General features: G+C 68.9%; 18 protein-coding genes and 2 pseudogenes. 9 read left to right on the top strand and 11 right to left on the bottom strand.

Annotation, left to right across the window (positions count from 1 at the left end):
- Window positions 1-2: 2 nt before the first annotated feature.
- Window positions 3-1283, bottom strand: a complete 1281-nt coding sequence (locus tag B842_RS07060; RefSeq protein WP_040085892.1) for an SAM-dependent methyltransferase — start codon at window positions 1281-1283, stop codon at window positions 3-5.
- Between the two features lie 172 nt (window positions 1284-1455).
- Between B842_RS07060 and B842_RS07065 the strand changes: the two genes are divergently transcribed.
- The 4 genes and pseudogenes from B842_RS07065 to pflA all read left to right on the top strand — a co-directional run bounded on the left by B842_RS07065 (window position 1456) and on the right by pflA (window position 6248).
- Window positions 1456-2877 (top strand): NAD(P)/FAD-dependent oxidoreductase, encoded by a 1422-nt coding sequence (locus B842_RS07065; RefSeq protein WP_040085893.1) that lies wholly within the window; start codon window positions 1456-1458, stop codon window positions 2875-2877.
- A gap of 187 nt (window positions 2878-3064) precedes the next feature.
- A pseudogene (locus B842_RS07070) lies at window positions 3065-4861 on the top strand (pyruvate formate lyase family protein); the annotation flags it as partial.
- Between the two features lie 3 nt (window positions 4862-4864).
- A pseudogene (gene grcA2, locus B842_RS13975) lies at window positions 4865-5392 on the top strand (autonomous glycyl radical cofactor GrcA2).
- Complete coding sequence (gene pflA, locus B842_RS07080) at window positions 5385-6248, top strand: pyruvate formate-lyase-activating protein (protein ID WP_040085896.1); 864 nt, start codon at window positions 5385-5387, stop codon at window positions 6246-6248. The pseudogene grcA2 and the gene pflA overlap by 8 nt, the downstream one beginning before the upstream one ends.
- Here the strand turns inward: pflA and B842_RS07085 are convergent.
- Window positions 6238-7356 carry an HNH endonuclease signature motif containing protein gene (locus tag B842_RS07085; RefSeq protein ID WP_156119469.1) on the bottom strand — a complete coding sequence of 373 codons (1119 nt, stop codon included), beginning with the start codon at window positions 7354-7356 and terminating at the stop codon, window positions 6238-6240. The two genes, pflA and B842_RS07085, sit on opposite strands and share 11 nt — an antisense overlap.
- 115 nt (window positions 7357-7471) lie before the next feature.
- Entirely contained in the window at window positions 7472-8404 is a 933-nt protein-coding gene (locus B842_RS07090) for a heme o synthase (RefSeq protein WP_061241417.1), read from the bottom strand.
- A 368-nt stretch (window positions 8405-8772) separates the two neighbouring features.
- Between B842_RS07090 and tkt the strand changes: the two genes are divergently transcribed.
- From tkt to pgl, 5 genes are read left to right on the top strand one after another with little or no spacing between them, the layout of a single operon-like run.
- Entirely contained in the window at window positions 8773-10869 is a 2097-nt protein-coding gene (tkt, locus tag B842_RS07095) for a transketolase (RefSeq protein ID WP_040085898.1), read from the top strand.
- 29 nt (window positions 10870-10898) lie between these two features.
- Window positions 10899-11978: a transaldolase gene (gene tal, locus B842_RS07100; protein WP_040085899.1), complete on the top strand. Its 1080-nt coding sequence runs from the start codon at window positions 10899-10901 to the stop codon at window positions 11976-11978.
- A 34-nt stretch (window positions 11979-12012) separates the two neighbouring features.
- Window positions 12013-13557 carry a glucose-6-phosphate dehydrogenase gene (gene zwf, locus B842_RS07105; RefSeq protein ID WP_082028401.1) on the top strand — a complete coding sequence of 515 codons (1545 nt, stop codon included), beginning with the start codon at window positions 12013-12015 and terminating at the stop codon, window positions 13555-13557.
- A gap of 17 nt (window positions 13558-13574) precedes the next feature.
- Window positions 13575-14525 carry a glucose-6-phosphate dehydrogenase assembly protein OpcA gene (locus B842_RS07110; RefSeq protein ID WP_040085900.1) on the top strand — a complete coding sequence of 317 codons (951 nt, stop codon included), beginning with the start codon at window positions 13575-13577 and terminating at the stop codon, window positions 14523-14525.
- Window positions 14503-15237, top strand: coding sequence for a 6-phosphogluconolactonase (gene pgl / locus B842_RS07115; RefSeq protein ID WP_040085901.1), 735 nt, complete (start codon window positions 14503-14505; stop codon window positions 15235-15237). Before B842_RS07110 ends, pgl begins: the two co-directional genes overlap by 23 nt.
- On the opposite strand, the gene B842_RS07120 is transcribed toward pgl, so the two are convergent.
- The 8 genes from B842_RS07120 to B842_RS07155 form a co-directional block, all read right to left on the bottom strand.
- A complete protein-coding gene (locus B842_RS07120; protein WP_040085902.1) occupies window positions 15209-15733 on the bottom strand; it encodes a pyridoxine/pyridoxamine 5'-phosphate oxidase in 525 nt (174 codons plus the stop codon). The genes pgl and B842_RS07120 overlap by 29 nt on opposite strands.
- Before the next feature lie 55 nt (window positions 15734-15788).
- Window positions 15789-16025: a preprotein translocase subunit SecG gene (secG, locus tag B842_RS07125; RefSeq protein ID WP_040085903.1), complete on the bottom strand. Its 237-nt coding sequence runs from the start codon at window positions 16023-16025 to the stop codon at window positions 15789-15791.
- 55 nt (window positions 16026-16080) lie between these two features.
- On the bottom strand, window positions 16081-18852 hold the full coding sequence (ppc, locus tag B842_RS07130) for a phosphoenolpyruvate carboxylase (protein WP_040085904.1): 2772 nt from the start codon (window positions 18850-18852) through the stop codon (window positions 16081-16083).
- Between the two features lie 167 nt (window positions 18853-19019).
- Entirely contained in the window at window positions 19020-19799 is a 780-nt protein-coding gene (gene tpiA / locus B842_RS07135) for a triose-phosphate isomerase (RefSeq protein ID WP_040085905.1), read from the bottom strand.
- Window positions 19800-19835: 36 nt separating this feature from the next.
- Window positions 19836-21053 carry a phosphoglycerate kinase gene (gene pgk / locus B842_RS07140; RefSeq protein WP_040085906.1) on the bottom strand — a complete coding sequence of 406 codons (1218 nt, stop codon included), beginning with the start codon at window positions 21051-21053 and terminating at the stop codon, window positions 19836-19838.
- Between the two features lie 158 nt (window positions 21054-21211).
- The gene (gene gap, locus B842_RS07145; RefSeq protein WP_040085907.1) at window positions 21212-22216 is read right to left on the bottom strand and encodes a type I glyceraldehyde-3-phosphate dehydrogenase; all 1005 of its coding nucleotides are present in this window, start codon (window positions 22214-22216) and stop codon (window positions 21212-21214) included.
- A gap of 322 nt (window positions 22217-22538) precedes the next feature.
- Window positions 22539-23522: a DNA-binding protein WhiA gene (gene whiA / locus B842_RS07150; RefSeq protein ID WP_040085908.1), complete on the bottom strand. Its 984-nt coding sequence runs from the start codon at window positions 23520-23522 to the stop codon at window positions 22539-22541.
- A gap of 84 nt (window positions 23523-23606) precedes the next feature.
- Entirely contained in the window at window positions 23607-24569 is a 963-nt protein-coding gene (locus B842_RS07155; protein ID WP_040085909.1) for a gluconeogenesis factor YvcK family protein, read from the bottom strand.
- Window positions 24570-24581 lie beyond the last annotated feature (12 nt).

Raw genomic sequence — 24581 nt, forward strand, 5'->3', positions numbered from 1 at the left:
GCTCAGCGGCGTCCCTGCCGGTTGCGGTGCGTGAGGGTGAACTGGACGGTGTCCAGCATGCCCAGCCGGAACAGGGCCTCACGCAGGGCGAACTGGTAGATCCACAGGCGTCGGTACGCGATGTCGAAGCCGGCGGCCGCCGCCTCCCGGGTGTGACCCTCGAAGAGGGAGCGCTGCATCGCCAGGGACTGCTCGTGGTGGCTGCCGACGTGCGTCTGGGCGATGACCCGCAGCCCCGACTCCCGGTCGGCGAGGCGGTGGACGTCCTCGGCCGTCGGGTAGTCCAGGCCCGGCCACACGTAGGCGCGTAGCACCCCGAGCGCCTGGCGGGCCACCGGCGACAGCGCGTCCGTGGCCGTGACCGACTGCATGGTGGCGTAGCCGCCGATGGTGAGCAGCCGGTCAAGTGCCCGGATGTAGCGCACCCGATTGCCCTCGCTGAGCATCTCCAGCTTCTCCACCGACACGATCGCGTCGTAGCTGCCCCGCCACTCGCGGGGGCCCGGCACCGGCGTGTCGATCACCGAGACGTGCACCGAGGGCTCCACGCCCGCGAGCAGGAGCTGCTCCCCCACCGCCCGCGCCTGCGCGGGGTCCGCAGTGAGCGTGTCGACGGTCGCCCGCCGGTGCGCCGCCTGGATCGCCACGGCTCCGCCCGAGGTGGCGTACTCCAGCAGATGGGTGCCGGCGGTGACGCGGGCGGCGTCGAGAAGCATCGTGACGGCGCGGGTCTGCGCGTCGCCGAGATCCTCCCTGTCGACGGCCGCCGGGGCGGAGAACGTGGTCAGGTCAACGAAGTGTGTGGCGGGGCCGCGCCCGTGGTTGGGCACGGCGGTGCGCACGGTCGTCGGCACGCCCGACGCGAAGACCCCGCCGAAGGCGCTCAGCCCGTCACCGGAGCTGAGCCGCACCAGTTCCGTGGGCAGCTCACCACCCCCGTACGGGCGGGGCGGCAGCGGCCGTCCCCCGAGCTGCGGGCGGTACCCGGTGGAGATGAGCGCCTCCAGCACGTCCACGAGCCGCTCCGAACGCCACTCCCCGGCCATGAAACTCTCCGCCAGACCCAGCCAGCCCGATACAGCCAACCGGGGGAAGAGCGCCTCATGCTCGACGACGAGATCCGGGGTGCCCTCCGGGTCGAGATCCAGCCCGGCGGCCGCGCAGGCCCGCGCGAAACCGGCCTCCGCGACGCGTGCGCGCAGGTCAACGAGACGCCCGGCGGGGACGTCCGCCACGCCGGGCCACGCCTCCGCGTCGATCGCCGCCAGATGTGGATGTCTCACAGCGTCCGATCCTATCCCCCTCCCCCGCGGGAAACGGGAAGGCGCGACCGACTCCACGCCCGGAACCGGGGTGGCTTCGCAAGTGTGCACTGCCCGGGACTTTGTTCAAACGGGGAACCATATACGATGGAGCCCGTTGTTTCCCGCGAAGTAGATGAGGAACTCTAATTTCATGACGAACACCCCTTTCCGTCCTGAGGGCGGCCGCCATCACGTGGTCATCATCGGCTCTGGCTTCGGTGGCCTATTTGCGGCCCAGGAGCTGAAGAACGCAGACGTCGATGTCACCATCATCGACCGCACCAACCACCACCTCTTCCAGCCGCTCCTGTACCAGGTAGCCACCGGCATCCTGTCCTCCGGCGAGATCGCCCCGTCGACCCGCCAGGTACTCAAGGGCCAGGAGAACGCCAACGTGGTCAAGGGCGAGGTGACCGACATCGACCTCGAGCGTCAGGTCGTCACGACCTCCCTCGGCGCCTACACCCGTGAGTTCGAGTACGACTCCCTCATCGTCGCCGCCGGCGCCTCCCAGTCCTACTTCGGCAACGACCACTTCGCAGAGTTCGCACCGGGCATGAAGACCATCGACGACGCCCTCGAGATCCGCGCCCGCGTCATCGGCGCCTTCGAGCGCGCCGAACTCGCCAAGGACCCCGCGCAGCGTGAGCGCCTGCTCACCTTCGTCATCGTCGGTGCCGGCCCGACCGGCGTCGAGCTCGCCGGCCAGCTCGCCGAGCTCTCCCACCGCACCCTCGTCGGCGAGTACTCCAACTTCTCCACCTCCGCCGCCAAGATCCTGCTTCTCGACGGCGCCCCCCAGGTCCTCCCGCCCTTCGGCAAGCGCCTGGGCCGCACCGCCCAGCGCCAGCTGGAGAAGCTCGGCGTCACCGTCAAGCTCAACGCGATGGTCACCCACGTCGACGACAAGACCGTCACCTACAAGTCCATGGTCGACGGCTCCGAGACCACCATCGAGGCCTTCACCAAAATCTGGTCCGCCGGCGTCGCCGCCTCCCCGCTGGGCCGCCTCGTCGCCGACCAGGCCGGCGTCGAGATGGACCGCGCCGGCCGCGTCATGGTCAACGACGACCTCACCGTCGGCGAGCACCGCAACGTCTTCGTCATCGGCGACATGTCCAACTACAAGAACCTGCCGGGCGTCGCCCAGGTCGCCATCCAGGGTGGCCAGTACGCCGCCGAGCAGATCGCCGACCAGGTCGCCGGCCGCACCGCCGTCGACGAGCGCCCCACCTTCGAGTACTTCGACAAGGGCTCCATGGCGATCGTCTCCCGCTTCAACGCCGTGGTGAAGATGGGCAAGGTCGAGGTCACCGGCTTCATCGGCTGGCTGCTGTGGCTGGCCGTCCACGTCCTCTTCCTCGTGGGCTTCCGCAACCGCTTCGTCTCCATGATCAACTGGGGCGTCAACGCGCTGTCCCGCACCCGCTACAACCTGGCGACCACCCGCCAGCAGCTGCACTCCCGTACCGCGCTGATGAAGCTGCAGGCCATCACCTCCGAGATCGAGGGCGACACCCCGATCGAGCTGCGTGACACCACCAAGTTCACCGGCAAGAAGGAGCTGCGCTAAGCCGCTCCCGCCCGACAACCCCCGAAGAGGAACGAACACGCCCCACCGTGTTCGTTCCTCTTCTTTTCCGCCCTTCCCGCTCGGTGGTCGGCCCTGACCCGGGGGCTATAATCGAGGACAGTTGTGACATCGACACACACCCCACCACTCCCTGAGAGGTTGACACGTGACCACCGTTATCCCGCCTGTGACCCAGGCCTGGGAAGGCTTCGCTGAGGGGGCGTGGACCGACACCATCGACGTCCGCGACTTCATCCAGCGCAACTTCACCCCCTACACCGGCGACGCCGCCTTCCTGGCCGGCCCCACCGACAAGACCCTCCGCACCTGGCAGCACCTGGAGGACAACTACCTGTCCGTCGAACGTGAACGCCGCGTGTACGACGTCGACACCGAGACCCCCGCGGACATCGACGCCTTCGGTCCCGGCTACATCAGCGAGGACGACGACGTCATCGTCGGCCTGCAGACCGAGACCCCGCTCAAGCGCGCCATGATGCCCTACGGCGGCTGGCGCATGGTCGAGACCGCCCTCCGCGAGGCCGGACGCGAACCGGACCAGCGCGTCAAGGAGATCTTCACCCGCTACCGCAAAACCCACAACGACGCCGTCTTCGACATCTACACCCCCCGCATCCGCGCGGCCCGCTCCTCCCACATCATCACCGGCCTCCCCGACGCCTACGGCCGCGGCCGCATCATCGGCGACTACCGACGCGTGGCGCTCTACGGCGTCGACAGGCTCATCGCCGACAAGGAGGCCGCCAAGCACGCCGTCCACGACGCCGGCTTCTCCGAGCACTGGGCCCGCTACCGCGAGGAACACGCCGAACAGATCCGCGCGCTGAAGAAGCTGAAGGTCATGGCGGAGTCCTACGGCTTCGACATCTCCGGCCCCGCCACCACCGCCCAGGAGGCCGTCCAGTGGACCTACTTCGGCTACCTCGGGGCAGTGAAGTCCCAGGACGGCGCCGCCATGTCCATCGGCCGCCTGTCGAGCTTCCTCGACATCTACATCGAACGTGACCTCGCCGCCGGCACCCTCACCGAGGAGGGCGCCCAGGAGCTCATCGACGCACTGGTCATCAAGCTGCGCATCGTCCGTTTCCTGCGCACCATCGACTACGACCAGATCTTCTCCGGCGACCCCTACTGGGCGACCTGGTCCGACGCCGGCTTCATGGACGACGGCCGCCCGCAGGTCACCCGGACGTCCTTCCGCCTGCTGCAGACCCTCCGCAACCTGGGCCCCGCCCCCGAACCGAACATCACCATCTTCTGGGACGACCAGCTGCCGGAGGGATACAAGGAGTTCTGCGCGGCCATCTCCATCGAGACCTCCTCGCTGCAGTACGAGTCCGACAAGCAGATCCGCGACCGCTGGGGCGACGACGCCGCCATCGCCTGCTGCGTCTCCCCCATGAAGGTGGGCAAGCAGATGCAGTTCTTCGGCGCCCGCGTCAACGCCGCGAAGACCCTGCTCTACGCCATCAACGGCGGCCGCGACGAGATGAGCGGCAAGCAGATCGTCGAGGGGCACTCCCCCATCACCGGCGACGGCCCCCTCGACTTCGACGAGGTGTGGCAGAAGTACGAGGAGATGCTCGACTGGGTGATCAGCACCTACGTCGAGGCGCTCAACATCATCCACTGGTCGCACGACAAGTACGCCTACGAGGCCATCGAGATGGCCCTCCACGACTCGGACATCATCCGCACGATGGGCTGCGGCATCGCCGGCCTGTCGATCGTGGCGGACTCCCTCTCCGCGATCCGCTACGCCGACGTCTACCCGGTGCGTGACGAGACCGGCCTCATCGTCGACTACCGCACCGAGGGCGAGTTCCCCGTCTACGGCAACGACGACGACCGCGCCGACGACATCGCCGCGACCATCGTCCACACCGTCATGGCGAAGATCAAGGAGATCCCGCTCTACCGCGACGCGATCCCCACGCAGTCGGTGCTCACCATCACATCGAACGTCGTGTACGGCAAGGCGACCGGCAACTTCCCGTGCGGCCACCGGGCGGGCACCCCGTTCGCGCCGGGTGCGAACCCGACGAACGGCGCCGACAACCACGGCATGCTCGCGTCGATGCTGTCCGTCGGCAAGCTCGACTACAACGACGCCCTCGACGGCATCTCACTGACCAACACCATCACCCCCTCCGGGCTCGGCCGCACCAAGGACGAGCAGGTTGAGAACCTCGTCGGCATCCTCGACGCCGGTTTCATCATGGACGAGAACTAGGAGAACCCAGTGTCCACCAAGACCTTCGACGAGCGCATGGCAGACATGAAGGCCGCCCGCGCCGCCCACAACATGGAGTCCGGCCTCTACCACGCCAACATCAACGTCCTCGACCAGTCGACCCTCGAGGACGCGATGCACAACCCGGAGAAGTACCCCAACCTGACGGTGCGTGTCTCGGGTTACGCGGTGAACTTCGTCAAGCTGACGAAGGAACAGCAGCAGGACGTCATCTCCCGGACCTTCCATCACGGTGCCTGAGGACGGCGTCACCGGCGTCGTCCGCCTCTCACCCGAGGAGGGTGACCGGGTCCGGGGCGTCGCCGCGGGTCTCGGCGGCACCGCCGAGGATCTCACCCGTCCCGAGCTTCTCGACGCCCGCGTCACCGGCGACGTCGCCCTCGTCCACTCCTGGGAGATCGTGACCGCCGTCGACGGGCCGGGGACGAGGATGACGCTGTTCCTCACCGGCTGTCCGCTGCGGTGCCAGTACTGTCACAACCCCGACACGATGGAGATGCGCACCGGCACCCTGGAGCGCGTCGAGGACGTCGTCAGCCGCATCAAGCGCTACCGGCGCATCTTCCGGGTCACGCGCGGCGGGCTGACGATCTCGGGCGGGGAGCCGCTTTTCCAGCTGGCCTTCACCCGGCGGGTGCTGGCGGAGGTGCATGCGGCGGGGATCCACACGGCGATCGACACGTCGGGGTTCCTCGGGGCGCGTCTGAGCGACGAGGACCTGGAGAACATCGATCTCGTGCTTCTCGACGTCAAGGCCGGCGACGAGGCCACCTACCGCGAGGTCACCGGCCAGTCGCTGCAGCCGACGATCGACTTCGGTGACCGTCTCGCCGCGCTGGGCAAGCCCGTGTGGGTGCGGTTCGTGCTGGTGCCGGGGCTGACGGACGATCCGGCGAACATCGAGCGGGTGGCGGACATCGTCGCCCGCTGGCCGAACGTGGAGCGGGTGGAGGTGCTGCCCTTCCACAACATGGGGGCCGACAAGTGGCGGGCCCTCGGCCTGCGCTACAACCTGGGCAGCACGAAGCCGCCGACGTCCCGTTCCCTACGGGAGGCGCGGCAGGTGTTCCGGGACCGCGGGATCGTCACGTACTGATCAGAGCCATCGCGGAGCGGTCGCGGATCGGGTGGATGTTCCGGCGGGGTGGCCCGCCGTCCGGTGGGTGGTGGACCACCCCGCCGGGTGCCCTTTCCATCCGGCCGTGGCGGGGCGGGGCGTCCGGGTCGTCGTCGTTGCGGGCGTTGTGCAGCCGGCACAGCATCGTCAGGTTGCGGATGTTCGTCTCCCCGCCCTCCGCCCAGGCGGTGAGGTGGTGGACCTCGCACTCGGAGGCCGGGGTGGTGCACCCGGGGTACGGGCAGACGATCGTCTCCGCGGAGAGGAGGACGCGCTGCTTGAAGTTGGCGAAGCGCTCGTCCCGGTACATGTTCACCCCGCCGTGCACGGGGTCGAAGATCCCGACGTAGCCCTCGTCGGCCATCGCCTCGGCGACCAGTTCGGCGCCGGTGATGGTGGTGCCGTCGGTGCGGGCGAAGACGGTCTCGTCGCCCTCCTGCCGGAGCACCTTCGTCGACTCCGGCAGCGGCAGCACGGTGATCACCACCTCGCGGGCGGGCCCGCCACCCCGGGTGTCCAGGAAGGCGTCGAACATCGCCTGCTCGTAGGTCAGCCGCGGGTCGTCGCGACGGAGCTGGCCGGCCACGGTGCGGATGCCGCCGAGCACGTCGGCGATGACGCGTTCGGGGCCGGTGACCGTGAAGGTGCGGTTGCCCAGGCCGTCGGTGTTCTTGCCGCCCTTGAGGGCCCGCCGGCCGTAGGCCTTCTTCTCAGCGTCCTCCACCCCGCGGTTGTACTCGCGCACGCGAGTGGCGGCAGCCCGGTCGATCTCCTCCACCGTGCCGCGCAGGGAGCACAGCTCGACACGCAGCTCCCACGGGGTGACCGCTGCCCCGCGCAGCAGCTTGCGGGTGTGCTTCTCCACCACACCCAGCGCATCCAGCGACAACCCCACGGCAGCGTCCCGGGCCGCCTTCTGCAGCTTCCGGTGACGGGTCGGGCCGAAGTACACCCCGGCGAGCTTCTGCCACGCCCCGGCGTCCCGGAAACCCAGCGACGACAGCACGGCGGCGTCCACCGTGCCGGTGGACAGGGCCTCCAGCACGGGGACGGCACGCAGGGCCTCGAACGCCGCGATCAGGTTCATGCCCCGCACGGTAAACGTGCGACAGGCGCTCGTCGACAAGCACCTTCCCGGGCCTGTGGATAAACCCCCCTTATCCACAAAAAAGCCGCTCCCGGAGGAGCGGCGCTTGACAGTGCTAGAAGAACGTGGTCGTCCAGCCGAGCATGGAACCGATCGTCTCCCAGCCGAGGACGGCGTCCACGGAGAGGGCGACGAAGACGAGTGCCAGGTAGTTGTTCGACAGGATGAACAGCTTGAGCGGCTTGACGTCCTTGCCGGCCTTGACGCCGTTGTGCAGGACGATCGCCATGACGAGGAAGTACAGGCCACCGATGAGGGCACCGGCGAGGTAGATCCAGGAGGCGGCCGGCACGAGCAGCAGCGTGGTCACGACGGTCGCGACGGTGTACCACACGATCTGGCGGGTGACCTGGACGGGCTTGCGCACGACGGGGAGCATCGGCACGCCGGCCTTCTCGTAGTCGGCGCGGTACTTCATGGCCAGGGCCCAGGTGTGGGGCGGGGTCCAGAAGAAGATGATCATGAACAGGACGATGGCCTGCCACCACTGGGCGGGGATGCCCTCGGGCATGTTGTCGGTGATGACGGCCCAGCCGACGAGCACCGGCATACAGCCGGCGGCGCCACCCCAGATGATGTTCTGCCAGGTCCGGCGCTTGAGCCACTTGGTGTACACGTAGATGTAGAACCAGTTGGTCAGGATGATGAAGAAGGCGGCGAGCCAGGAGTTCGCCAGCAGCCCCAGCCACAGCACCGAGATGATGAGCAGGGACCACGCGAAGATGGTGGCCTTCCTGTTCGTCACGGTGTGACGGACCAGCGGGCGGGCGCGGGTGCGGCCCATCTTCTGGTCGATGTCGGAGTCGGCCACCATGTTGAAGGTGTTGGCCGCTGCGGCGCCCATCCAGCCACCGACGACGGTCAGCAGGATGAGGATGATGTTGTTCTCGCCACGCTCGGCCTGGAGCATCGCCGGAATCGTGGCTACGAGGAGCAGCTCAATGACCCTCGGCTTCGTCAGCGCAATATAGGCCTTGATTGTCTCCAAGAGAAGGTTCCTCCAACGGCAGGTCAGGAAATGTCACCGGATACGCGCACTTGTTGTCGCGTCTACCAGTACCGGTCGGACGGGGACGTCGAAAAGTTCCCGGCGTACCCCGGACGACGTCTCCGATGAAATAGAATCCAGCCCCGTCATACTAGCGTCCGGACTCGGGCGCGGGACAATCCCCCGCCCAAACCCATCTATTTCAGCACAGTTCCGAGGGCCGCGGACCATGATCGCCAAACAAGTCACTAAGGTGGTGAGGTGACGTGGACCCCCGGTGCCGGGAACGGGCGCACAGACCTCCGCCCCGGCACCGGTTCACGGCCCACCTGAACTCCTTGACGATCAACCTGAAGTGAGGATCCATCGTGACCCTGTCGCCCGACACGCAGGCGCTGACCGAGCGCCGCTACCCCGCCGACTGGACCGAGACCGACACCCGCGCCGTGGACACGGTCCGCATCCTGGCCGCCGACGCGGTGCAGAACTGTGGCTCCGGGCACCCGGGCACGGCCATGTCCCTGGCACCGCTCGCGTACACCCTGTACCAGCGCGTCCTGGACCATGACCCCAACGACACCGACTGGGTCGGTCGCGACCGCTTCGTGCTCTCCTGCGGCCACACCTCCCTCACCCAGTACATCCAGCTCTACCTCGGCGGCTTCGGCCTCGAGATGGAGGACCTCAAGGCACTGCGCACCTGGGACTCCCTGACCCCGGGCCACCCGGAGGTCGGCCACACCCGCGGCGTCGAGATCACCACCGGCCCGCTGGGCCAGGGCCTGGCCTCCGCCGTGGGCATGGCCATGGCCGCCCGCCGTGAGCGTGGCCTCTTCGACCCGGAGACCCCGGCCGGCGAGTCCCCCTTCGACCACTTCATCTACGTCATCGCCTCCGACGGTGACCTCCAGGAGGGCGTCACCGCCGAGGCCTGCTCCCTGGCCGGCACCCAGGAGCTGGGCAACCTGATCGTCTTCTGGGACGACAACCGCATCTCCATCGAGGACGACACCCAGATCGCCTTCACCGAGGACGTCGTCGCCCGCTACGAGTCCTACGGCTGGCAGACCATCGAGATCGAGGGCGGCGAGGACGTCTCCGCCATCGAGGCCGCCATCGTCGCCGCCAAGGCCGACACCACCCGCCCGACCTTCATCCGTCTGCGCACCATCATCGCCTGGCCGGCCCCCAACGCCCAGAACACCGGCGCCTCCCACGGCTCCGCGCTGGGCGCCGACGAGGTCGCCGCCACCAAGGAGATCCTCGGCTTCGACCCCGAGGTCCACTTCCACATCGACGACGAGGTCCTCGCCCACACCCGCCAGCTCTGCGAGCGTGGCGCCGAGAAGCGTGCCGCCTGGCAGGAGAAGTTCGACGCCTGGGCCGCGGCCAACCCGGAGAAGAAGGCGCTCTTCGACCGCGTCGTCGCCCGCGAGCTGCCGGAGGGTCTGGCCGAGTCCATGCCGACGTGGGAGGCCGGCGAGTCCGTCGCCACCCGTAAGGCCTCCGAGGCCGCCCTGCAGACCCTCGGTGCCGCCATGCCGGAGCTGTGGGGCGGTTCCGCCGACCTCGCCGGCTCCAACAACACCGTCATCAAGGGATCCCCCTCCTTCGGTCCGCGGGAGATCTCCACCGACACCTGGTCCGCCGAGCCCTACGGCCGCAACCTGCACTTCGGTATCCGTGAGCACGCCATGGGCGCGATCCTCAACGGCATCGCCCTCCACGGCCCGACCCGCCCCTACGGCGGCACCTTCCTCATCTTCTCCGACTACATGCGTCCGGCCGTGCGCCTCGGCTCCCTCATGGAGTCCGACGTGTACTACGTGTGGACCCACGACTCCATCGGCCTCGGCGAGGACGGCCCGACCCACCAGCCCGTCGAGACCCTGGCCGCGCTGCGCGCGATCCCGGGCCTGTCCATCCTGCGTCCGGCCGACGCCAACGAGACCACCCAGGCCTGGGCCGCGGCGCTCGAGTACAAGGAGTCCCCGAAGGGCCTGGCCCTGACCCGCCAGAACATCTCGGTGCTCGAGGGCACCAAGGAGAAGGCCGCCGAGGGTGTCCGCCGCGGCGCCTACGTCCTCGTCGAGGGCTCCAAGGAGACCCCGGACGTCATCCTCCTGGCCACCGGTTCCGAGGTCCAGCTGGCCGTCGAGGCCGCCCGCACCCTCGAGTCCGAGGGCGTGGCCGCCCGCGTCGTCTCCATGCCGTGCATGGAGTGGTTCCTCGAGCAGGACGCCGCCTACATCGAGTCGGTCCTCCCGGCCGCCGTCACCGCACGCGTCTCCGTCGAGGCCGGCATCGCCATGCCGTGGCACCGTTTCACCGGCGCCACCGGCCGCAACGTGTCCCTGGAGCACTTCGGTGCCTCCGCCCCGTTCGAGAAGCTCTTCGAGGAGTTCGGCATCACCGCCGACGCCGTCGTCGCAGCCGCCCACGACTCCATCTCCGCCAGCAAGTAAGCGACCAGCCGAAAGTAAAGGACCTACCCATGACCCACATCGACGAGCTCGCCGCGCTGGGTACCTCCACCTGGCTCGATGACCTGTCCCGTGACCGCATCACCTCCGGCAACCTGGCCGAACTGATCGAGTCCAAGTCCATCGTCGGCGTCACCACCAACCCGGCGATCTTCGCCGCCGCCATGAGCAAGGGCGACTCCTACGACGCCCAGATCGCCGAGCTCAAGGAGTCCGGCGCCGCCGTGGACGAGGCCGTCTACGCCATGTCCGTCGACGACGTCCGCGACGCCTGCGACATCCTCCTGCCTGTCTACGAGCGCACCGGTGGGCAGGACGGCCGCGTGTCCATCGAGGTGGACCCGCGCATCTCCGCGGACCGCGCCGCCACCATCGCGCAGGCCCGCGAGCTGTGGAACAAGGTCGACCGCCCCAACGTGATGATCAAGATCCCGGCCACCCCGGAGTCCATCCCGGCGATCACCGACGCCCTGGCGGAGGGCATCTCCGTCAACGTCACCCTCATCTTCTCGGTCGCGCGCTACCGCGAGGTCATCGCCGCGTACCGCGAGGGCATCCAGCAGGCCGCCGAGAAGGGGCTCGACGTGTCGCAGATCCACTCGGTCGCGTCCTTCTTCGTCTCGCGTCTCGACGTCGAGATCGACCGCCGTCTCGAGGAGATCGGCACCGAGGAGGCGCTGGCGCTGCGCGGCAAGGCGGGCATCGCCAACGCCCGGCGTGCCTACGCGGTGTTCCAGGAGATCGGCCGGAAGGATCTGCCGGAGGGCGCCAACGTGCAGCGTCCGCTGTGGGCCTCCACCGGCGTGAAGAACCCGGACTACCCGGCGACCCTCTACGTCACCGAGCTGGCCGGCCCGGAGACCGTCAACACCATGCCGGAGCCGACCATCGACGCCGTGCTCGAGCAGGGTGGCCTCCACGGCGACACCCTGAGCGGCACCGCGGACGACGCGCAGGCCGTCTTCGAGCAGCTGGTGCAGGTCGGCATCGACATGGAGGACGTCTTCGCGGTGCTGGAGCGCGAGGGCGTCGAGAAGTTCGTGTCCTCCTGGTCCGAGCTGCTCGACTCCATGGAGTCCCGACTGCGCTAGCAGTCCCCTCCCCGACAGGAAAGGACCTGAGCGCATGCCCCTCCCCGTGACCGGCACCGACGCCTGGATCAACCCGCTGCGGAACACCGTCGACAAGCGGCTGCCCCGCATCGCCGGCCCCTCCGGCATGGTGATCTTCGGCGTGACCGGTGACCTGGCCCGCAAGAAGCTGCTCCCGGCCATCTACGACCTGGCCAACCGTGGCCTCCTGCCGGCCGGTTTCACCCTCATCGGTTTCGGCCGTCGTCCCTGGAGCAAACCCGAGTTCGAGGAGTACGTGCGGGAGGCCGTCGAGAGCGGCGCCCGCACCGAGTTCCGCGAACACGTGTGGGAGCGGCTGGCCGAGGGCATGCACTTCGTCGAGGGCAACTTCGACGACGAGGGCTTCGACCGCCTCGCCGCCACCCTCGCCGAGATGGACACCTCCCGCGGCACGGCGGGCAACTGGGCCTTCTACCTGTCGGTCCCGCCGGACTTCTTCACCGCCGTCTGCCACCAGCTGGAGCGCTCCGGCCTGGCGGAGGCCGGTGAGGAGTCGTGGCGTCGCGTGATCATCGAGAAGCCCTTCGGCCACGACCAGGACACGGCCCGGGAGCTCAACCGGGTGGTCAACGCCGTCTTCCCGGAGGAGTCGGTGTTCCGCATCGACCACTACCTGGGCAAGGAGACGGTGCAGAACATCCTGGCGCTGCGCTTCGCCAACCAGCTCTTCGACCCGATCTGGAACGCGCACTACGTCGACCACGTGCAGATCACCATGGCCGAGGACATCGGTCTCGGTGGTCGGGCCGGCTACTACGACGGCATCGGCGCCGCCCGCGACGTCATGCAGAACCACCTCCTCCAGCTCCTGGCGCTGGTGGCCATGGAGGAGCCCATCGCCTTCGACCCGGCTGAGCTGCAGGCGGAGAAGGTCAAGGTCCTGCGCGCGACCAACCCCGTCTTCCCGCTGAACAAGACCACCGCCCGTGGCCAGTACGCGGCGGGCTGGCAGGGCTCGCACAAGGTGCGTGGCCTGCGTGAGGAGGAGGGTTTCGACCCGGACTCCACCACGGAGACCTACGCCGCCTGCACCCTGGAGATCAACTCCCGCCGCTGGGCGGGCGTGCCCTTCTACCTGCGGACCGGCAAGCGCCTGGGGCGCCGCGTCACGGAGATCGCCCTCGTGTTCAAGGAGGCGCCGCACCAGCCCTTCCTCGAGGGGCAGACGTCCTCGCTGGGGCAGAACGCGATCGTCATCCGCGTCCAGCCCGACGAGGGCGTGCTCATGCGCTTCGGCTCCAAGGTGCCCGGCTCCGCGATGGAGGTCCGTGACGTCAACATGGACTTCTCCTACGCGGAGGCCTTCACCGAGGCGTCCCCGGAGGCCTATGAGCGGCTCATCCTCGATGCGCTTCTCGACGAGTCCTCGCTCTTCCCCACCAACGAGGAGGTCGAGCTCTCCTGGGCGATCCTGGACCCGATCCTCGAGTTCTGGGCTGAGAAGGGCCAGCCCGAGGAGTACGAGTCCGGCACCTGGGGGCCCGCCTCCGCCGACCGCATGCTGGAACGGACCGGCCGCGCCTGGCGCCGCCCCTGACCTGGAAGGGACCCGACTTGAAGATCGAACTGCCGGACACCGACACCCGGAACATCGCCGCCAGCCTGCTCGAGGCCCGGGAGCACAACTCCCAGACCACCGGGCGGGTGCTCACCCTCATCGTCGTCGCCGCGCTCGACGACGACGTCGACCACATCATCTCCGTCACCCGCGACGCCTCCCACGAGCACCCCGCCCGTGTGCTGGTGCTGCTCACCGGCCGGGAGGACGCTGACTCGCGTCTCGACGCCGAGGTGCGCGTCGGCGGTCACGCCGGCGCCTCGGAGATGGTCATCATGCGCATCACGGGCGAGATGGTCAACCACCTCGCCGCGGTGGTCACCCCCCTGCTGCTGCCGGACACCCCGGTCGTCGCCTGGTGGCCGACCACCGCGCCGGAGAACCCCTCCGGGCATCCGCTGGGCCAGCTGGCGCAGCGCCGCATCACCAACGCGGACCACCCGGACAGTGAGTCGGTCCTCCGGCTCCGCCGTGCCACCTACGCCCCCGGTGACTCCGACATGGTGTGGTCGAAGATCACCGCCTGGCGCGGTATCGTCGCCTCCTCCCTGGACCGTCACCCGCACGAGGACGTGGAGGCCGCCGTCCTCACCGGCCCGGCGGATGAGCCGCAGATCGACATCGCCGCCGGCTGGCTCGCCGACCGCCTCGGTGTGCCGGTCCGCCGGGAGGTGTGTGAACCGGGTAACGACGCCCGGCTCTTCCCCATCCGTCGTCTCAAGTTCGAACGCGCCTCCGGCCCGGTCCGCGTCGAGGTGCTCGACCACCGGACCGTGCTCGTCGCCCTGCCAGGGCGCCCGGAGTCGCTCGTCGCCATGAACGAGCGTTCCGACGCCGACTGCCTCTCCGAGGAACTGCGTCACCTCGACCCCGATCTCGCCTACGCCAACGCTCTGCGCGGACTCACCCGTGTGAAAGGAATCAATGGTCACCCTGCGTCGTCCTGACACCCTGTCCACCCTGCTCGACCAGGCCGCCACGTCGCTCATCGACGTCGTCGCTGCCCTCCAGACCACCGGGGGCGGTGTCCACGCCGACGGTGTGGCCCGCCTGGTGCTCACCGGCGGCGGCGCCGGCATCGGCCTGCTGGAGCGCGTCCGTGAGCTCGAGGACGCCGACTCCCGCATCGACTGGTCCCGCGTCCACGTCTTCTTCGGCGACGAGCGCAACGTGCCCGTCTCCCACGAGGACTCCAACGAGGGGCAGGCGCGTACCGCCCTGCTCAGCCACGTCGACATCCCGGAGGCCAACATCCACGGCTACGGCGCCGACGGCGGCGACATGGAGGACAAGGCCCGCGACTACGAGCGGACCATCGCGGAGGTGGCCCCCGAGGGCTTCGACATCCACCTGCTCGGCATGGGCCACGAGGGTCACATCAACTCCCTGTTCCCCCACACCGACGCCGTCCGCGAGGCCGAGCGCCTGGTCATCGCCGTGACCGACTCCCCCAAGCCACCCGCCGAACGCCTCACCCTCACCCTGCCGGCCGTGCGCCGCGCGGAGCAGGTGTGGCTGCTGGTCTCCGGCGGGAACAAGGCCGAGGCCGCGGCGCAGATCATCGCGCGGGCCAACCCCGAGGACTGGCCCGCCGCCGGTGCCGCGGGCACGGAGGACACCATCCTCTATCTCACGGACGACGCCGCCACCGCTCTCTGATCACCCGCTGGTGCCGCCGGTCGGTCGAGCCCTGCCAGAACTCGATCCGCTCCGGCACCAGCCGCCACAGGCGCCAGTCCCCTTCCGCGACATCCGCCCGTGCCTCTGCGCTGCGGGCGGCGAGATCCGCCGCCGTCTCCTCCGGACTCGCCTCGGTCACGTGCCCGCTCACCCGCACCGAGCGCAGCAGCGGCTGCCACCAGAACGTCATCGCCGCCACGGGGTGGGCGGCCAGCTGGCGTCCCTTCCGGCTCGACGCTGTCGAGGCGAACGCGAATCCCCGGGTATCGACCCCCTTGAGGATGAGCACCCGGGCATCGGGCACGCCGTCCTCCCCCACCGTCGACAACGTCATCGCGTGCGGCTCGGGAACGCCCGCGTCGATGGCCGCCTCCAGCCAATCCGTGAAGAGATCGACGGGGTCGCGGGCGGGGTCGTCGACAAGCTCGCCGGGCGGGTGGCCGCTGAGCGTGGGCAGGGAACGCAGCATCTCCATATCCCCACCCTAAACGCGAAAGACGCCCCCGAGGGGGCGTCGATAAGCATTGAACCTAGCCGGCGAAAGCCTGGATGAGGTTCAGCGCCACGATGCAGGCGATCCAGATGACGGCCATGAGGATCGTGTAGCGGTCGAGGTTCTTCTCGACGACCGTCGAACCCGAGAGGTTCGACTGCATGCCGCCACCGAAGAGGCTGGACAGGCCGCCGCCCTTACCCTTGTGCAGCAGAACGAACACCGTCATGAGCACGGCGGTGAGCACGAGGATGATCTGGAGTGCGAGGGTCATGAAGGTCCTTTGCGGGAATCGGGCGGCACAAACTCCGGCTCAGTCTACACCAGGTCTACCCGGAGTTGCGCAGTGCGGTGGCGAGTCCGTTCATCGTCAGCTGGATGCCGCGGGACACGGCGCGTCGGGAGTCGCCGGCACGGTGGCGGCGCAGCAGCTCCAGCTGGATGATGTTGAGCGGCAGCAGGTACGGGAAGCGCCTGCGCACCGAACGGGCCAGCGCCGGGTTGTCGGCGAGCAGCTCGGCGCTGCCGGTGACGGTGCTGAACATCTCGCGGGTGAGCTCGAACTCCTCCGTGATGACACCGTGGACGCGCTCGGCGACCTCCCGGTCGTCGATGAGCCGGGCGTAGAGCTCCGCGAGATCCATGCCCGCCTTCGACATGACCTGCGCCATGTTGGACATGATCGAGGTGAAGAAGGGCCAGGACTCGTAGAGCTCCCGCAGCTCGGCGATGCGCTCGTCCCTGTCCTCCCCCTCCCCGATCCACTCGGCCAGGGCCGTGCCGACGCCGAACCAGCCCGGCAGCAGCACACGCGACTGGGACCAGGCGAGCACCCACGGGATGGCGCGGAGATCGTCGACGCCCTTGGTCTGCTTGCGGGCGGTCGGGCGGGAGCCGATGTTGAGGGAGCCGATCTCGTCGAGCGGGGTCGACTGGGTGAAGTACGGGATGAACCCCGGGTCCTCGTGGACGAGCTCGGAGTACTTGCGGCGGGAGATCTGCGCGAGTTCGCTCATTATCTGCGTCGCGCGGGCCCGGTCGGCGAGGTCGTCGACGGTGAGCAGGCTGGCCTCGAGCGTCGCGGAGACCAGTGCCTCCAGGTTGCGGCGGGCCGTACGCGGGGAGCCGTACTTGGCCGAGATGATCTCGCCCTGCTCGGTGATGCGCACGGAACCGTCGACCGCCCCCTGCGGCTGGGCGAGGAGCGCGTCGTAGGAGGGGCCGCCACCACGGCCGACGGTGCCGCCGCGGCCGTGGAAGAGTCGCAGGCGCACACCGTACTCGCGGCCGACCTTCACCAGGTCGGTCTCGGCGTCGTAGAGCGCCCAGTTGGCGGCGAAGTAGCCGCCGTCCTTGTTGGAGTCCGAGTAGCCGAGCATGACCTCCTGGATGTCGCCGCGCTGGGCGAGGTACGCCCGGTAGATCGGCAGGTCCCACAGCTCACGGAGGATGCCGGCGCCGGCCTGGAGGTCGTCGATCGTCTCGAACAGCGGGATGATGTCGACGCTGCCGGTCGGGCCCTGGCCGTTGGCCTGGATGAGGCCGACCTCCTTGAGCAGCACCATCGGCTCGAGGATGTCGCTGACCGACTGCGCCATGGAGATGATCTGGTGCGGGATCATCTGCTCGCCGAAGCGGGCGACGGAGTCCGCGGCCTGGGAGATGAGGTCGAGCTCCCGCTGGGTCGGCTCGGAGAAGCCCCGGTAGCCGCGCGGGACGAGGGGGCGCGGGGTCTGCAGTTCGCGGGTGAGCAGCTCGATCTTCACCTCCTCCCGCAGCGTGTCGTAGTTGGGGTGGACGTGCGCGGTGGCGAAGACCTCGGTGAGGACGTTCTCGAAGGACTCGGAGTTCTGTCGCAGGTCGATCGAGTACAGGTGGAACCCGAAGGAGGCGACGGCCGCCCGGATGGAGCTGAGACGGTCGTCGGCGATGATCTCGTCGTGGGAGGCACGCAGCGAGGTGTCGATGACCCTGAGGTCCGCCTCGAACTCCTGCGGGGAGCCGTAGGGCTCATGCTCGCGGTGCCAGACGCCCTCGACGGCGTCCTCCCCGATGAGCGCCGCGGTCGTGGCGAGGATGCGGCCCCGGACGCCGTGGACGGCGCGGCGGTAGGGCTCGTCGACACGCGAGGGGACGTCGTTCTTTCCCCGCCCGGCGAGGGCGACGAGCTCCACGGTGACGGAGGTCATGCGGTCGGAGAGGCTCAGCTCGTGCTCGAGGGCGTGGAGCTGCGTGACGTAGTACTTGAGGACGGTCTGGGCGGCGCGTCGGGAAGCGTAGTCCAGTGTGTCGGCGGTGACGAAGGGGTTGCCGTCGTGGTCGCCGCCGATCCAGGAGCCCGGGCGGACGATGGCCTGACCGGCGCTGTTGCGCAGGTCGGCGCCGAAACGCTCCGTGAGCGTGTCGACGACGTGCCGGTTGAGCGCCGGGATCTCCCGGAGCAGGGAGAGCGTGTAGTAGCGCAGGCCGACCTCGATCTCGTCCTCGATGCGGGGGCGGGCCTGCCGGATGAGCGCGGTCTGCCACAGGATGGTCATGCGGCGGCGGATGTTGCGCTCGATCTCCGCGAGACGGTCCTCGGTGCGGGCGTTCGGCTCCGCGTCCTGGACGGCGTGCCGCTGCAGCATGAGCTCGGTGATGTGCTTCTGGGCGTCGAAGACGGTGCGGCGGCGGGTCTCCGTCGGGTGGGCGGTGAGCACCGGGGCGACGAGCCCGGCAGACAGCGACCTCTCGATGTCCGCGGCACTGACGCCGGCCTCCCGGAACTTCTCCCACGTGGCGTTGAGGGTGGAGTCGGGGGCCCCGCCCTCATCGAGGATGCGCTCCCGGTGGAAGTCGTCGTGGATGTCCTCCGCGAGGTTCGCCATCAGGGCGAAGTGGCTGAACGCCCGGATCACCGGGGTCGCGCGCTCCGGCTCGATGTTCCGGAACAGGTCGACGAGCACCTCCAGGGAGGCGTTGCCCTTGGCCACCTCGAAGGCCTGCTGGCGGGCGTGCTCGACGAGGTTGAACACGTCCTCGCCCTCCTGTTCCGCGATGACCTGGCCGAGGATACGGCCGAGGTAGCGGATGTCTTCCTGCAGATGATCGCGGACGGTCATTGAGTGTCTCCCTGTTCGTACTCGAAGAAGGCGGGGATGCGGTTCGCCTCCCCATCATGACGCATATGACGGCCGTGCGTGGGGATTGCGCACCATATTCCCCGGAGAAAGGACACCGGCCCCGGGCACTGAATGTTCAGTGCCCGGGGCCGGTGGATGAGGTGATGCTAGACGACGGACGCCGCGGCGGCCGCCAGCTTGGCGAACTCCTCGCCGTCGAGCGAGGCGCCACCGACGAGACCACCGTCGACGTCGGGCTGACCGACGATCTCGGCGACCGAGTCGGTCTTGACGGAACCGCCGTAGAGGATGCGGATGCCGTCGGCGACCTCGTCACCGGCCAGCTCGCGGACGAGACCGCGGATCGCCGCACAGACCTCCTGGGCATCGGCCGCGGAGGCGACCTTGCCGGTGCCGATGGCCCACACGGGCTCGTAGGCGATGACGGTGTTGGACAGGTCCTCGGCGGACAGGCCGGCCAGGGAGGCACGGGTCTGCTCGACGACGTAGTCGACGTGGGTGCCGGCCTCGCGGATCTCCAGCGGCTCGCCGACGCACACGATCGGGCTCATGCCGTGGCGGAGGGCGGCAGCGGCCTTCGCGGCGACCAGCTCGTCGGACTCGTTGTGGTACTCGCGGCGCTCGGAGTGGCCGACGACGACCCAGGTGCAGCCGAGCTTGGCGAGCATCTGAGCGGAGACCTCACCGGTGTACGCGCCGGACTCGTGCCGGGAGACGTCCTGGGCACCGTAGGTGACCTTGAGCTTGTCCCCGTCGACGAGCGTCTGCACGGAACGGAGGTCGGTGAACGGGACGGTGACGGCGACGTCGACCTTCTCGTAGTACTCCTTCGGCAGGGCGAAGTCGAGCTTCTGCACGGTGGCGATGGCCTGGTGGTGGTCCAGGTTCATCTTCCAGTTGCCGGCGATGAGGGGGGTGCGTGCCATGGGTGGGGCACTCCTTTCAGAGTGGGTGGTAAGTGCTTAGCGGTCCAGGACGGAAACGCCCGGGAGCTCCTTGCCCTCGAGGAACTCGAGGGAGGCGCCGCCGCCGGTGGAGATGTGGGAGAAGCCGTCCTCGTCCAGGCCGAGCACGCGGACGGAGGCTGCGGAGTCGCCGCCACCGACGACGGAGAAGGAACCGTTGTTCGCGGTCGCGTCGATGATGGCCTTGGCGACGCCCTCGGTGCCCTTGGAGAACGGTGCCATCTCGAAGACACCCATCGGGCCGTTCCAGAAGACGGTCTTGGAGGTGGCGAGGACGTCGGCGAACTTCTTGACGGACTCCGGGCCGATGTCCGGGGACAGCCAGCCCTCCGGGATCTCGTCGAGGGCGACGACCTTGTGCTCGGAGTCGGCGGAGAACTCGGCGGCGGCCACGAGGTCCACCGGGAGGACGATCTTGTCGCCGAAACGCTCGAGGAGGTCCTTGCAGGTGTCGATCATCTCCTCCTGCAGCAGGGACTTCTGGGTGTTGTAGCCCTGGGCGTTGAGGAAGGTGTAGCACATGCCGCCACCGATGATGATCTTGTCGGCCTTGCCGGCCAGAGCCTCGATGACGCCCAGCTTGTCGGAGACCTTGGAGCCGCCGAGGACGACGACGTACGGGGACTCCGGGTTGGTGGCGGTCTTCTCCAGGACGGAGATCTCCTTCTCCACCAGGTTGCCGGCGTAGGCCGGGAGACGCTTGGCGACGTCGTAGACGGAGGCCTGCGCACGGTGGACGACACCGAAACCGTCGGAGACGAAGGCGCCGTTGTCGGCGGCCAGGGCGGCGAGCTCGTCGGCGAAGGCGCCGCGCTCGGCCTCGTCCTTGGAGGTCTCGCGGGCGTCGAAACGCACGTTCTCGAGGAGCAGGACGTCGCCCTCGGTCAGGCCGTTGGCGCGCTCGTGGGCGTCCTCACCGGTGACGTCGCCGGCGAGGGCGACGTACTGGCCGAGTGCCTCGGAGAGGGCCTCGGCGACCGGGGCCAGGGAGTACTTCGGGTTGACCTCGCCCTTCGGGCGGCCCAGGTGGGCCATGACGATGACCTTCGCGCCACCCTCGACGAGCGCCTTGAGGGTGGGCAGGGAGGCGGTGATGCGGCCCGCGTCGGTGATCTCACCGGCGTCGTTGAGCGGGACGTTGAAGTCGGAGCGGACGAGGATGTGGCGGCCGTCGACGCCCTCGTCGAGCAGGTCCTGCAGAGTCTTCACGGTCATGGCTGTCTCCTTGACTTTTGTCTTCAGATGAGAAAGGGGCGGCTGATCTGAGGGGGTGGATAGCCCTGAGGCCCGACGTGTGCCGAGGCACACCCCGGGCCACAGGGGCGCACTCCCCCGGTCTCAGCCGGAGGCCGGGGAAGTGCGGGGTCGCGGTCCTAGAGCTTGGAGGCGACGAGCTCGGTCAGGCGCAGGAGCTGGCAGGTGTAGCCCCACTCGTTGTCGTACCAGGAGACGACCTTGACCTGGTCGCCGATGACCTTGGTCAGGCCGGCGTCGAAGATGGAGCCGTGCGGATCGGTGACGATGTCGGTGGAGACGATCGGATCCTCGGTGTAGGCCAGGGTCTCACCGAACTCGCCCTGCGCGGCCTCCTTGATGAAGGCGTTGACCTCCTCGACAGAGGTCTCGCGGGAGGCGGTGAAGGTGAGGTCGGTGGCGGAACCGGTGATGGTCGGGACGCGCAGTGCGTAGCCGTCCAGCTTGCCCTTCAGCTCCGGCAGGACCAGGGAGACGGCCTTGGCGGCACCGGTGGAGGTGGGCACGATGTTGACGGCGGCGGCGCGGGCGCGGCGCAGGTCCTTGTGCGGGGCGTCGTGCAGACGCTGGTCACCGGTGTAGGCGTGGATGGTGGTCATCAGGCCGCGCTCGATGCCGAGCTTGTCGTTGAGGACCTTGGCCATCGGGGCCAGGCAGTTGGTGGTGCAGGATGCGGCGGAGATGACGTTGTGGTTCTCCGGGTCGTAGTCCTGGTGGTTGACGCCGTAGACGAAGGTCGCGTCCTCGTTGGAGGCCGGGGCGGAGATGATGACCTTCTTGGCGCCGGCCTCGATGTGGGCCTTGGCTGCCTCGGCGTCGGTGAAGAAGCCGGTGGACTCGATGACGATGTCCACGTTGTGGGCGGCCCAGTCCAGGTTCTTCGGGTCGCGCTCAGCGGAGACGGCGATGGTCTTGCCGTCGTAGGTGATGGAGTCGTCGTCGAACGAGACCTCGCCCGGCAGCTTGCCGAGGATGGAGTCGTACTTCAGGAGGGTCGACAGCGTCTTGTTGTCGGTGAGGTCGTTGACGGCGACGATCTCGATGGCCTCGCTGCGCTCCAGGACTGCGCGGTAGAAGTTACGGCCGATACGGCCGAAGCCGTTGATGCCAACGCGGATGGTCACAATTTTCTCCTCGGGTTTGAGTACACGTGTCCGGATGTGACCGCACTGTCCGTCGTAGTGACTGGCGTTCACGGCCCATCAAGCGACAGTTTAGCGGCACTTACCCCGCTGTGCAGCGAAGAATCAGACATTTTCAGACATCCGCGGATTTCCGATTATGTTTGCCCTCACATTCCGGTCCGCCCCACTTCCCGAAAGTCGTTGTCAACGGGGGGTCGCAGGCGGCCGGGCACCGGGCGGTCCTCCGGACACCGGCGAATAATATCGGTCACACATGCCCGATTCACCCCCGAATGGAGCACGCCAGGGGACGCCCGGGCGCTCAGGCGCCGTCGAGAAGATCGTCGGTGACCGCCTCATTGGTGTCCGGGATGCCCAGTTCCTCGGCCCGCTTGTCCGCCATGGACAGCAGGCGACGGATGCGGCCGGCGACCGCGTCCTTGGTCATCTGCGGGTCGGCGAGACGGCCCAGCTCCTCCAGTGAGGCCTGCCGGTGCTGGACACGCAGCTGCCCGGCCTCGGCGAGGTGCTCCGGGACGTCGTCGCCGAGGATCTGCATGGCCCGCTCCACGCGGGCGGCCGCCGCCACCGCGGCCCGGGCGGAACGGCGCAGGTTCGCGTCGTCGAAGTTGGCCAGGCGGTTGGCGGTGGAACGGACCTCGCGGCGCAGGCGCTTGTCCTCCCACTCCAGACGGATCTGCTGCGCGCCCATGCGGGTGAGCAGCGCCCCGATGGCGTCACCGTCGCGGATGATGACGCGGTCGGTCCCCCGGGTCTCCCGCGTCTTCGCGGTGATCCCCAGGCGGCGGGCCGCACCGACCAGCGCCAGGGCCGCCTCCTGGCAGGGACAGCTGACCTCCAGCGCGGAGGAACGCCCCGGCTCCGTGAGGGAGCCCTGCGCGAGGAAGGCCCCGCGCCACGCGGCCTCGTTGTCGGCGACGGTGCCGCTGATCACCTGCGGCGGCAGGCCGACCACAGCATGTCCGGAGCGGGTGATCAGCCCCAGACGGCGAACGAGGTCCTCGGTGCCCTCGGTGACGCGCAGCAGGTGACGGGCGTTCTTGGAGGCGCCGCCGGCGCTGATGCGGTGCTCGTGGACCTCCACGCCGTAGAGCTCGGTGAGCGAGTCCGCCAGGCGACGGGCGACATCGGCGGAGTCGAACTCGGCCTCCATCACGAGGCTGCCGGCGATGATCTGCATCTGGCCCGCGAAACGCAGGAGTGCCGCCGCCTCGGCGGCGCGCGCCGACTGGCGCGGCACCACAACCCGTGCGAGTTCGTCCTTGACCTTTGCTGTCAATGCCACAGCCGCGACCGCCCTTCTCTTGTCTGATCGTCCGGTCCAGTGTAGACAACGGCCGCGGCGGGCTCTGCGTCCCCTCAGCGGGGATCAGTCACGGGACCCGGTGTACAGGGAGGTGAAGGCCCGGGAGAGCTTGACCGGGTCGTGGATGTTCAGGCGTCGTCCGTCGGCGTCGACGGTCCCGAGATCCTCGAAGACCGCCTCCGCGCCCAGGGCGGCCGCCGCCCGGACGAGGTAGGCCCGTTCCGCGGAGGTGGGGATCGCCTCACTGTCGACGAGCACCCGGTCGACCCGCAGCAGCGGCGCGTGCTGGCTGAGCATGTGGATGTGGCGCTCGGAGGAGAACCCCTGGGTCTCCCCCGGCTCGGCCGAGAGGTTGAGGACGACGACCCGGAGGGCGTCTGTCTCGTTGAGGGCGTCGACGACGCCGGGCACCAGCAGGTGCGGGATGACCGAGGAGAACCAGGAGCCGGGGCCCAGGGTGACCAGGGTGGCGTTGCGGATCGCCTCGACGGCCAGCGGACTGGGCTCCGGGTGCTCCGGGATGAGACGCACGCGGCGCACGGTGCCGGGGGTCGTCGCGACGGCCACCTGTCCCCGCACCGGGCGGATGACCCGGGGGTCCTCGTCGAGCCCGGCGACCTCCGCCTCGATCTCGAGCGGCTGGTTGCACACGGGGAGGACACGGCCGTGGGAGCGGGTCAGCTCCCCGACCTTGTCCAGGGCGGCCTGCTCGCTGCCCAGCACCTCTGCGAGGCCGGCGATGAGGATGTTGCCCACCGCGTGGCCGGCCAGGGCCCCGGTGCCGCCGAAGCGGTGCTGGAGCGTCCGGGTCCACAGGTGTGCGTCCGCGTCGTCGCTGGCCAGGGCGGCCAGCGCCATGCGCAGGTCGCCGGGCGGGATGATGTCCATCTCGCGGCGGAGGCGTCCCGAGGAGCCGCCGTCATCGGCGACGGTGACCACGGCGGTGATCGAGTCGGGTTCGCTCAGTCGTGCGGCGACAAGTGTCTGGAACAGGCCGTGCCCGCCCCCCAGTGAGGTGATGTGCATGTGGTGCTTCCG

Origin of the sequence: Corynebacterium humireducens NBRC 106098 = DSM 45392, assembly GCF_000819445.1 — a bacterium.
In the GTDB taxonomy this organism is placed as follows: domain Bacteria; phylum Actinomycetota; class Actinomycetes; order Mycobacteriales; family Mycobacteriaceae; genus Corynebacterium; species Corynebacterium humireducens.